The 11628-nt window shown below is 44.4% G+C and carries 5 protein-coding genes and 1 pseudogene; 2 read left to right on the top strand and 4 right to left on the bottom strand.

Going from position 1 to position 11628, the window contains the following annotated elements:
* The coding region (locus H6571_25235) for a T9SS type A sorting domain-containing protein (GenBank protein ID MCB9327055.1) at positions 1 to 7176 on the top strand (7176 nt) is incomplete at its 5' end.
* 1146 nt (positions 7177 to 8322) lie between these two features.
* On the opposite strand, the pseudogene H6571_25230 reads toward H6571_25235, so the two are convergent.
* The 4 genes and pseudogenes from H6571_25230 to H6571_25215 form a co-directional block, all read right to left on the bottom strand.
* Positions 8323 to 9018: pseudogene (locus H6571_25230) on the bottom strand (DUF2202 domain-containing protein).
* Between the two features lie 155 nt (positions 9019 to 9173).
* On the bottom strand, positions 9174 to 9899 hold the full coding sequence (locus H6571_25225) for a hypothetical protein (protein ID MCB9327054.1): 726 nt from the start codon (positions 9897 to 9899) through the stop codon (positions 9174 to 9176).
* A 48-nt stretch (positions 9900 to 9947) separates the two neighbouring features.
* Positions 9948 to 10526: an RNA polymerase sigma factor gene (locus H6571_25220; protein ID MCB9327053.1), complete on the bottom strand. Its 579-nt coding sequence runs from the start codon at positions 10524 to 10526 to the stop codon at positions 9948 to 9950.
* Between the two features lie 45 nt (positions 10527 to 10571).
* The gene (locus H6571_25215; protein ID MCB9327052.1) at positions 10572 to 10877 is read right to left on the bottom strand and encodes a cupin domain-containing protein; all 306 of its coding nucleotides are present in this window, start codon (positions 10875 to 10877) and stop codon (positions 10572 to 10574) included.
* A gap of 268 nt (positions 10878 to 11145) precedes the next feature.
* Here H6571_25215 and H6571_25210 point away from each other — a divergent pair, with 268 nt between their 5' ends.
* Positions 11146 to 11607 (top strand): hypothetical protein, encoded by a 462-nt coding sequence (locus H6571_25210; protein MCB9327051.1) that lies wholly within the window; start codon positions 11146 to 11148, stop codon positions 11605 to 11607.
* The last annotated feature ends 21 nt before the right edge of the window (positions 11608 to 11628 follow it).

The following is an 11628-nucleotide window of genomic DNA, read 5'->3' as shown; positions in this document are numbered from 1 at the left end:
CCAGTGAATATTATCATCTACGATCCTGTGAATGTTTTCCAGGGCTGTGCTGTGGCTTATGTAAATGTAGATCCTCCGACAGAGACCTGTTCTGATGAATGTGAAGTTTCTGTGTCACTGGTAGGTCAGCCTGTATGTGATGACAATGATACGCCATCGGATCCTGCTGATGATCAATACACCTTTACATTGAATGTGACCAACCTCAATAATGCAGGAAACACCTGGACAGCAAGGTTGGTTAATGGAACGGTTTTAGGCAGCGGAACTTATGGAAGCAATGTGAACTTCGGCCCATACAATATTGGAAACGGCAACCCGGTTACCATATTTGTAACAGCCGACAGCGATCCGGATTGTGTGGATCAGATCACGGTTACGCCACCGACAAATTGTTCAACAGAATGTGCCATTTCAGTAGTTCAGACCACTGCTCCGGCATGTAACGATAACGGAACAGAGGCCAACCCAACTGACGACTATTGGTCTTTTGCCATCGAAGTGGCAGGAAATAATACGTCAGGAGGATGGTCGGCTACAGATAACTTCGGCAATATTTATGGTGGAGCTTACAATCAAAGTACGCCGATCGGTAACTTTGGCGCGCAGGTGACCTCCGTAACGTTGAACATTACCGATGCCGAAAATCCTGATTGTACCACCAGCATTACGATTGCTGCACCGGAAATGCCATGTTCAGAAGAATGTGCGATCAATATCACCGTCGTGGATGTTTATTGCGATGATCAGGGCACCCCATACAACGGCGCCGACGATCAGTACTACGCGATCATCTATGTGACCGGTTACAATACAGGTAGCAAGTGGGTGGTTTCAGGCTCTAACACGCAGTATTCTTACGGACCAAACGGCACGGCTATTCTTGCAATGGGTAATTCCAACACAGATGTGCCTGTAGCCATTTCGGTACACGATGTCAGTGATCCTTCTTGCAGTGCTTCGACTTTCGTTACTTCACCCGGTCCTTGTGATCAGTGTGGTATTGAAATAGTGTTGGGAGATACCGTATGTGATGATAATGGAACAGCCAATCCGGCTGACGATACTTATACGGTTGAGGTGACCGTAGTTTGTCTGAACAATTGCAGCGTATTTGGCTGGACTCAGATCGGCGGACAAGGGCTGCAAGGACAATTTGGACAAACCGTAACTTTTGGTCCATTCTCAGTTTTTGATGAACCGACCATTGAGATAGCCGATAAAACGACCTTCCTCAGTTGTAGAGACCAGGTAACCCTCCAGTCTCCGGGACCATGTTCCGAGCAGGAAGAGTGTGACATTACTATTGACTTAATGAATATTCGTTGCAGCGACAACGGTACGCCTGCTGATCTGTCAGATGACTATAACGAGTTTATGGTATGGATCAGTGGCAATGGTATCAGTGATTGCTGGACAGCAGATAATGGAACAACGGGTGCTTACGGACAGTACACCTTCTATTTCCCTGCTGACGGTCAGCAACATCCATTGGTTATTACAGATTGTTATAACCAGGAATGTCAGGCCACAATTACATTGCAATCAACGGATCCTTGTCCGACGGAGGAATGCCAGATCTATGCTGAAGTGACGAACGTGCTTTGTAACGATAATGGAACGAGCAATGATCCGACTGACGATTTCAACGTTTTCACTGTTTCCCTTAGCGGAAATGCGGAAGCATCCAACTGCTGGACGGCAGACAATGGAGAAAGCGGTCTTTACGGACAGCATACCTTCACCTATCCTGCTGATGGTCAGATGCATACTGTCGTGATCACAGATTGTGATTCAGAAGATTGCCAGACCATACTCGAGTTGCAATCAACCATGCCTTGTTCAGAGGGCGGCGACTGCCAAATTGCGGCGGTACTGCTTGAAAAACATTGCGAGCTGAATACCATGGAAGATCCTGAGGATGACAGCACTGTATTTACGATCCTTGTCACCAGTACCTCACAGACGATTTGCTGGACGGATGGTTTGGGTGGAAGCGGAACGTTTAGTTCAGGAATCCTCCAGATATTCGAATATGAATCAAATGGAGATTTCATCAACTTCGAATTTACGGCTTGCGACGATGAGACCTGTTCAACGACTTTGTCAGCACAGACCTTCATCGAACCATGTAATGTTTGCCAGACAGGGGTTGATCTGTTAGAAGTATGGTGTGATAACCAGGGAACCGCAAGCGATCAGACGGATGATGTATTCTACTTCACGCTGATTATTGTGGATAGCCTTGGCAACCAGGGACCAACCTGGCATACGGAAGGGTTGTCAACCGAAACTTCAGGAGTTTACAGCTTTGAGAACGTGGTGACCTTCGGACCATTCCTGATTTCCAACGGACCGGCAAACTTCGATATCATCAGCGACCTGACAGATGATTGCCCGATGGTCGTATTCATTACGCCTCCGGTAACCTGCTCATGCGGACTTACTGCGGAGATCGGAGAAGTGGATTGTCTGGATGATGGATCATTTACAGTCTCTTTGACCATAGATGACGGGCCAAGTAATGGCTGGTTTGCTGAAGTGGGCGGACAATCCGTTGGATTTGGATTCTACGGAACAACCCAAACCTTCGGACCATTTACCGGAGAAACGACCATCGAAATTTACGACTTCGGAAACGAAAATTGTAGCGAATTCGTGGTCATTGATCCGGCAGATTATTGTACCGAATGTAATATCTGGCCGACGATAACCAATGTCACCTGCCAGGACAACGGAACGCCGTTTAATCCTGATGATGATTACTATACGTTTGACCTGATGATAACAGGTGGAACAGGATCGGGATGGAACTCAGTGATTGGAAGTGGTGATTATGGGGTAACCTATACTTTCACTTCTGGCAACAGTGCGAACATGAACTTCAACGTTTACGACAATGAAGATCCGAACTGCGCTATGTCTGTATTCGTGCAGTCACCGGCTCCATGTGAACCTGAACCTTGTGTGATCGAATCCATCGTGGTTACTGATGTCGTTTGTAATGATAACGGTACACCTGGACAAGGTGCAGACGATTATTATACGGCAACGATCCTCGTAACCGCTGAAAACCCGGGAATGGATAATACCTGGGTGGCCACTTGGAACGGCGGAACAGCCAGTGGAACTTACGGTGATCCGGTTCAGATCGGACCATTCCTGGGAGAAACAGCAGTAACCATTACGGACAGCAATCTCGACGATTGCAGTGATGTGGTTACCGTGACCCCTCCTGAACTTGAAGTTGAGTTCCCGGATGATATTAACGTAGTCGTCAACCTCGACGGAGATGAATACCTGCTCTACTGTTCTGACGTCAATCTGATCATGAACAGTGAAGCAAGCCTTGAAATTACAGGAATACCTGAAATGCTCGATGAGTGCGGATTTATTACTTTCGACTTCTCTGACGAATACTTCGATGGCGGAGATTGTGAGGAAAGCATGATCATCAGAACATTTACAGTATATGGAATAGGAAATGTAACCCTCCAGGGCGTTCAGCAGATTATCATCAGCCTGCCTGATGTAAACGAAGTGATCGGACTGGAAGATGTTAATATCGATTGTACGGAAGCCTTTGAGACCGATGAGAACGGACATCCGGCTCCATCCCTCACAGGATATCCGACCTACGCAACATATTTTGGTGTAGAGGATGTTGACCTTGAATTCTGTGGGCTTTCAGCGACTTATGTCGATGAGATCACCTCTGATTGTTCAAGTTCTTATGTCATCACCAGGACATGGACCATTGAGGATCCTTGTACGGGAACTCAGGTAGTATTTACCCAGTTGATCACGGTAAGTGCAGCAAATGGAGGAGGCCTCGTGGTCGAGTGTCCGTTGAGCACGCACTTCTGTCCGATACTGGAAGAGAATATAATGCTCTTTACCACAGATCCGTTTGAATGTACCGGAACCGTTGAGGTACCGATGCCGATCGTTTCAGGAGGCGTTTGTTCTTCCCCTGATTTCACCTGGACCGCGATCACACAGATATGGACCATGGATGGAACCGAAATGATTGCATTGATCCTTCCGGGGGATGACAGGACACTTTTTGACGTGCCGGTGGGTGATTATATCGTCCGTTACATCGTCACAGATGATTGCGGGGTGAGCACTACACAGGATTGTTATTTCCGCGTGGCTGACCTGGACAATCCGGTGGCCGTATGTGACGATGGAATGAATATTTCTCTTGGCGGATTCGGACTTGCCAGGGTATATACCTTCCAGATCGATAACGGAAGTTATGATAACTGTGGAATCGACAGCATTTTGGTTCGCAGAATTTACACCCGCGATCCGATGACCTGTGATACATTACTCGAACCATTGTATTCAGCATGGGGACCATACGTTGAGTTCAGTTGCTGTGATGCAGGGTTGTACGTAACCGTTGAAATGAGAGTCGTTGACGTTAATGGAAATGAAAACTTCTGTTGGTCAGAGATCCTTGTGGAAGACAATACGCTTCCGTTGTGTTACGGACTTGAGAATGTGACCGTTGGATGTGACGAACTGCCGTATGAGTTTGATGCTTACAACCTGGGCCATTTGAGCCAATTGTTCGGAATGCCGGATGTTGTGGATAACTGTTCAGCGGAAGCCATTGAGTTCGCTCCGATCGTTAACTTGTCTGATTGTGGATACGGAACCATTATCCGTCGCTTCCAGGCAATTGATGTGGTGGGTAACCTGTCAATGGATATCTTCCAGCAGGTAGTCACCATAACCGGAACCGCGAACTACGAGATCAAGTTGCCGCAGGATACAGAAACAGATTGTATCGATAATGCCTACACTGTAGAGCTCTTCCATACAGGTTGTGATTCCATCGTGGTGACTTATGAAGATGAGTTCTTACCGATAGAAGGTGAGGAGTGCTACAACGTACTTCGGACTTATCACATCATCAATTACTGCGAATGGGACGGCATCTCCGCTCCGGTCAATATCAGCCGCGATGAAGATTGCGACGGTATCGAAGGAGAAGAAGATGTCTGGATAATCAGAACCCAGGATACGACTTTCGTCGATTATGACAACGAACAGTATAACATGGTTCCTGCAGCAGGAACCAAAGGTACTGCCTGTGACGGTGAAACGAATCCGGAAGGATACTGGAGGATTACGGAATCAACAGGATACTGGACTTATACCCAGCATGTAGTGATCCACGATACAATTGCTCCGGTGGTGGTCTTTGAGATGCCGGATGCCTTCTGTACGCATACAGCTGCCTGTGAAACGGAGATCGTTTATCCTTTCACTGTCACGGAGAACTGTATTGCCGATAATCTGAGTATTCGTATCTTCCTCGATGCCGGAGCAGACGGAACCATTGATTTGGATCTGACAGATTCCGGAATCCTTGAAGGAAGTTACCCTGATTATGTGTTGACAGGTGTTTACCCGATTGGTACACATAACTTCGAGCTGGCCATCGACGACGGTTGTGGCAACACGACAACAGCTATACTGCCATTTGAAGTGGTGGATTGTTACATACCGCAGATCGTTTGTTACAGTGGCCTGATGGTAAACCTACAGGCAGTAGAACCAGGCGTTGATGTAGATGGGGACGGCCTTGCAGATGACGGCTTTGCCGAAGTACTGGCTACACAATTGGCCAACTGCCTCGTCAGCGATTGTTCTGCGCCACTCAGGTTCTCTGTCAACAGGATTGGCGAAGTACCGAATCCGGATTCTACAAGCATCATCCTGACTTGTAAAGACAGGTACAGTATTACGCTTGAGGTTTATATGTGGGATAGTGCGTTCAACCCGTATTCCGTCCAGCCTGATGGAAGCATCGGCGGTCCGAATTACGATCAATGTGAAGTGCTGGTCTTTGTACAGGATCCGTTGGGAGTTTGTCCTACCTGTACTTCAGAAGCTGATCTGCACGGCAGAATCGCTACCATCCTGAACAAACCTATCGAAGGGGTAGATGTTACGTTGACCAATACGAATACTACAGATCTCCTCGATGAGGATGTAACGGAAGAAGACGGATTGTATGACTTCTGGGATGTTACTCTTGGAGAGGATTATACCATCACGCCTGAAAAGGATTATGACTACCTCAATGGTGTGACGACAATGGATTTGATCGTGATACAACAGCACTTACTGGGCACCAACCCGATCGTTTCTCCATACCTGCTGCTTGCAGCGGATGTGAACAACTCGGGAGCGGTGACCGTACTGGACCTGATAGAGATCAAGAAACTGATCCTCGGACAGATTTCTGAATTCTCCCAGGTGCCAAGCTGGATATTCATCGACAAATCTTATGTATTCCCTGAGCCGGCGAACCCATGGTATGAAAGCCGTCCGCAGACGATCACCCTGGGTGACCTGTCGGGATGTGAGTACCACCTGGATTTCATCGGTATTAAGATGGGAGATGTCAACATGACCGCATCGCCTTCAGACTTTGGCGGACTCGACTTCAGGAATGAAGAAGGTCAATTCAAATTTGGAGTGCTCGATCAGGAACTTGAGCAGGGGCAGGAGTATAACATCACCTTTACGGCTCCCGATCTGGCAAAAATTAGAGGATACCAGTTTACCTTGAATTTTGACCAACAATTCCTTGATTTTGTTGAAGTTGTGGATGGTATAGCCAATCAGGATAACTTCGGTTTGGACTTTTTGGACAGAGGACTTATCACCACAAGTTGGCATAATCCAAATGGAAATACTATCTTTGTTAGTAAGGAAGATGTTCCACAGATGTTTAAATTGAAATTCCGCGCCAGGGAACACGTTTCCAGCCTGAGCGAAGTCCTGAGTATCGGCTCTGCCTTTACGCCGGAAGAAGCTTACGGTAAAAACGGCGAACAACTTGGTGTTGACATTCAATATTACCTCCAGAGCGAACCGGTAGCAGCAGTCGGTTACAATTTTGAATTGTATCAAAACGTACCGAACCCGTTTACCCATAGTACCGTGATCGGTTTTGAACTGCCACACGATGCAGCCACAACGCTGATCATCAGAGATGTTTCGGGAAGAGAAGTGAAAAAGATCTCCGGCAACTTTGAAAAAGGTTACAATGAGATCACCCTTGAAAAAGGAACCTTAACCTCAGGCGTTTATTATTACACGCTGACTACGGGTGAGTTTACCGCTTCCAGGAAAATGATTGTACAGCAATGATCCTTTTAAAAAGTGATCTAAAGATATTTAACGCGTAAATTTGTTTCATGTGAAGAAGGGGCGGAGCAGTTTTTTTCTGCTTCGTCCCGTTTTTTACTTTCTTTTTCCCTCTTTTTCTTTAAACCTTGTCGATTCTACCCTGTGTGAAAAAATGAAGGCCTGGAAGGGTAATCCCTTTTTGAGGCTATTCCCCATGTTTTTCTAAAAATCGAATGAAGTTTTTTGTCATAGTACGGTATCCTTTTTAATTAGTGAATCATTTTAAACGGTGAATTTTGAGATTGGCATCTTCGAATGCTTCTAAATTCGTTAATCGATATTCGATATGCTTCGGTTCTGGCTCAGTATTTATGGAACAGCAGAAAGTAGAATCTCCAATCAATTGAAGGCCGATCCAGGTACTTTGTGCCGGGGACAGGTTCCCTGCATTGTGTAACATGAATTGTCGGGATTTCTAATGTAAAAGTTTATCTAATTATTTTGATCCTCTTTTTTCTCCCAAAATCATCAAAAGAAACATAAAGTTGTCCCTGCAGGTTATGTCCCTTTTCGAATTAAACAATCCCGGCGGAATCTTTTCCGTCGGGATTTGTTATTTGGGGAAACAAGGGGCTGTTTTAAAGGTTTTGAAATCAAAAATAAAAAGAGAGGCAGACGATTCGCCTGCCTCTCAAAATACGAGCATATTTCAGAACTGCACGGGGCCTAAGCAATGCATTTTTAAATGATCATTAAATAAGCCCCTATTGTGCCATTTTTTTGTTAGTGGCCGCCACCATTTCCATTTCCACCGCCGCTACCACCATTTCCGTTTCCGCTACCAGTACCGTTTCCAGTACCGTTTCCATTTCCAGTACCGTTTCCATTTCCAGTACCGTTTCCACCGTTGTTATTCCCAGTTCCGTCATTATTATAAGGACAATCGCCATTGTTACCACTTCCTCCGTTACCTGTTCCGTCATTTCCATTAGGACATATACCTGTTCCCGTTCCCGTTCCGTCATTTCCATTAGGACAAACTCCTGTGCCGTTTCCACCATTGCCATGAGATCCCATGCCTGTATGGTTGTTCGGACAATCTATTCCACTGCTGCCCGGAGTACCGCCTGTGAAACACATTTCACCTCCACGTTCTCTTGGAGAATCAAGTATTTCATTGAATAATTCAGGGGTGATGTATTGAGGCGCATAAACAACGTCAAGTGCAGTGAGTTGTCTGGTGAATGCGCGGAGGTGATTGCGTGAACCTTTGGTCAATTCATTGAATGCGGCGAGCAAATCTTCATTGTCCACCACTGCTGAGAGATTCATTAAATCGAAAATATCCACATCTTCAATGGTTGCTCCCACCTGAAAAGCAGCGATGAGGCTCTGACTTCCCTGTTCCATCAAATTGTTATACAACGCCTGAAGTTCGCTATTGACGAAAACCCCGGCTTCATTAGCCCCGACGGGATCGGTAAGCTCATACTTTTGAAGCAGACACAACATGACATCCATGTGTTGTTGTTCGGATTTGGCAATATTGGCAAATACCCTGCTGTTCCACAATGCGTTTAATCCCAAATAGACGTCTCTCGCCATTTTTTCTTCTTCCCGCATCAGGAGCAATCCGTTTATTTCTTCAGCAGATAATGTTTCTAAGGGATAATTAGTAGTGATGCAGCCACATAAATCAAGGGTCAAATTGGTAACGGCGGTGGCACTTCTCGAATCCGTTATTTCATCACTAAAGGCATTATTATCGATGCCGGCAACTTCTGTTTGACATTGGGTGGTAAATAAAGCAATGACTGCTAAGACGATCAGGCCACCCAGACTTTTCCAAAAATAATTTTTCATAACCTATATTTTTTTGCGTGATTAAAATGAATATTTTTTTGTGTTCATTTACTACTACGCAACAGGTTACGACTTCTTTCATTTTTGGAAAATATTTTTACATTTTACATTTAATATTCTACATTTTACATTTAATAAATGGTTCAACCCTTACGTCAATTGCCTTGTCTGCCCTGCCTTCTGACCCGGTTTTCAGGACCACCCCACGGACGAATTTCTTCTGCCTGGAATGTTTTTTTATCCAACAATTTTCCTATGATTTTTACTTTTTCACCTTGTTCCAAAAGCACTACGGGTGGGATAAAAGCACCTTCATAATGAACTTCCCATATTTTGCCTTCAAAATCTTCAATATGCATCAGGTCAATTCCAGTATCTGAAATGGTTCCGGACAGGAAACCTTCCTGAGGGTTCATCCATATTTTCATTTTCTTTTCCTGCAGGCTTTCATAAAGGCTTATCTTGTTGGCAAAGGCATTTTCCAGTTTTCCTGCCCCGCCACCGATAAAAAACAAGGTGCCTGCCAGTATACTCAACGCTGCTGAGGCGCCCACCAGCCTGGATATGGTAAGCTTGTACCCTTTTTTTGAATATTGTATGCTGTAAATGGCCAGCAACAGAAAAATGATCAGGGAAAGGATCCAGAAAAATGGTAACAGCCCGAGGAAGAATTCCAGTTTTGAATGCGACATGTGGGAGATCAGGTCGAAATCGGTTTGCTGAATGCTGAATAATACGATGGAAAATGAGATCGAGCCTAATGCTACGGCAAGGATAAATGCCGCCCATACAGCTGTATTTTTTAAGATAAAACGCCAACGTGGTATGGGTTGGATTTTTTCTGATTTTATTTTGTCGATTATTTTTTTTGAATTATCCATGGTTCAAATTTTAAATTGAAAACAATTATTCCACTGTTACGGGCGGACCTATAAAAAAAATTTGTTGCCTCCTATTTCAATAAAAGCTTTTTTCGCCCGGTTGATTCTCGTGGCAACGGTGCCTTCCGGTATTTTCAATACGTCGGATATTTCTTCATAACTCATCATTTCGAAAAATTTGAGCACTAATATTTCTCTGTATTTTATGGGCAATAATTGAAGGATTTCCTGGATCATCAATGCTTTATTTTCTTGATCGTCCTCGTCATCTAAGGTTTCCGCCTGAGTTTCAAAAAGATTTTCATCCAGTTCCTGAACCTGATCCTTGCCATAAGACTTTTTTTTGCGCCAAAAGGAGACCGTTTCATTGTGAACAACCCGGTAAATCCAGCTGGAAAATTTCATGGTTTGATCAAAATCATGGAGGTTACGCCATATTTTTATATAGGCTTCCTGAAGGATATCCTCGGCTTCTTCAGGAGATGAGAAGGAAATACGTTTGATATAACGAAGCAACTTCGGCTCGTACCTTTTGTAAAGGCACATAAAATAATCCACCTCCTGGAGGGACTTTCGGACGACTTCCAGGTCACTGAGCTCATTACAATTTTTTTCCGTTACATGCATGAAGAGAGGTGTTAATCGGCTTAATTTTTGATTGTCTTCCGGCGATTACCTGATCAAGAGCAGTTTTGAATGCTCTTTGGCCCAAAGTGCATGTTTCATGCCGGCCGGAAGTACAATGGTATCATTGGGATCCAAAGCGTGTTCCTTACCATCCATTGTCAAGACAACAAATCCACTGATCAGTATCAGGAATGCGTCGATGGGGGTGGAATGTTCGGGCAGCCCCTGACCTTCTTTCATTACCAGGTGCAATATGGTGGTATTTTCGTTTTCGAAAATTTTTTCTACCTTTTTCGTTTCTCCAAAATCTGTAAAATCATCCAGATTTTTGACAATGTTTGATATGAACATATGTTTATTGTTTTGAATAGCCGAAGATAAGGCAATTCAATACAATTTACCAGTTTCAGATCCTCTTTCTATTCTTTTTGAATTTTGTAAAGCAGTCCGGTTTTTTTTTCGAAAAAAAAATTCCGTAAAACGAAAGAAAATAAAAACAGCTGCGTAGTACAGATTGAAAGGCAATTTGAATTAAGCCTTTCTTATAAAAAACAAAAATAAAAATATGGCTAACTAATTACATGTATAAGTATTTATTAGTTCATTAAAATTTAAAGTTATGAAAATGCAAGCGAAGTTAAGATGGTACAACAACCTGTTGCTCCTCTCCATGATGATGTTTATTGGTATGGGAGTAACTTACGCCCAAGGCGGGCAGGGAAACGGAAAAGCCCAAAAATTCACACAATGTGATAAGAATGGGGATGGATTCGTAAGTGCCGGAGAATGTCAAAATACTCAAATGGGTAATTTTGACCAGAACGGAGATGGTATGCTTAACCGAAAAGAATACCAAAAAATGAAAAAGTCACAAAAAAAGAATCAAATGGGCAATGGCAATGGCAATAAAGGTCAAAAAGGACAAGGAAAAGGCATGAAAAATGGCTCAGGTAACGGACAACGACTAAGAGATGGTTCCGGTACAGGCACTCCTCAGCGCCTCAGGGATGGTAGTGGTAGTGGCCAGCAATTGAACAGAGGCACTCGCTCAAGCGGCGGTAACGGACGCCGGGGCGGTTAATGACACCGAAATAGCTGTTTA

The organism is Lewinellaceae bacterium, assembly GCA_020636105.1.
Lineage (GTDB): Bacteria > Bacteroidota > Bacteroidia > Chitinophagales > Saprospiraceae > BCD1.
Note: the sequence above shows the minus strand (reverse complement) of the source record. Positions and strands in the feature narration are given on the sequence as shown.

What these genes read in the sequence shown, in the direction of transcription:
- H6571_25225 (MCB9327054.1), bottom strand. Translation starts at nt 9,899, where the DNA reads ATGGATAATTCAAAAAAAATAATCGACAAAATAAAATCAGAAAAAATC.
- H6571_25220 (MCB9327053.1), bottom strand. Translation starts at nt 10,526, where the DNA reads ATGCATGTAACGGAAAAAAATTGTAATGAGCTCAGTGACCTGGAAGTC.
- H6571_25210 (MCB9327051.1), top strand. Translation starts at nt 11,146, where the DNA reads ATGAAAATGCAAGCGAAGTTAAGATGGTACAACAACCTGTTGCTCCTC.
- H6571_25215 (MCB9327052.1), bottom strand. Translation starts at nt 10,877, where the DNA reads ATGTTCATATCAAACATTGTCAAAAATCTGGATGATTTTACAGATTTT.